A 263-nucleotide genomic window follows, 5' to 3' on the forward strand; every position below is an offset into this window, starting at 1 on the left:
GAATTAGTTGATTATTAATATTCAAAGGTGGTTATACAAATGGCTTCAAAAAATTTACAACCAGTACTAGCAGAGTTACACAAGGCTTTCGACTTCCTGAATAAAGCTTACTATGGAAACAAACTACCACAAGTAGTTATCGCTATTCATCCAATGGGCAACAGTAACGCTAATGGCTGGTTTACACCAGCTAAGTTATGGTCTGACGGTGAAGAAGACAAGCATGAAATATGTATTACTGCGGAAACGATGAACCGTGAAGC

The 263-nt window shown here is 38.0% G+C and carries 1 protein-coding gene; it reads left to right on the forward strand.

Going from position 1 to position 263, the window contains the following annotated elements; all coding sequences use genetic code 11:
* Positions 1–39: 39 nt before the first annotated feature.
* Positions 40–263: hypothetical protein (locus SB764_RS41490; RefSeq protein WP_410866966.1), on the forward strand; the 224-nt coding region annotated here is incomplete at its 3' end.

Source organism: Paraburkholderia sp. SIMBA_027 (assembly GCF_046535315.1).
Lineage (GTDB): Bacteria > Pseudomonadota > Gammaproteobacteria > Burkholderiales > Burkholderiaceae > Paraburkholderia > Paraburkholderia tropica.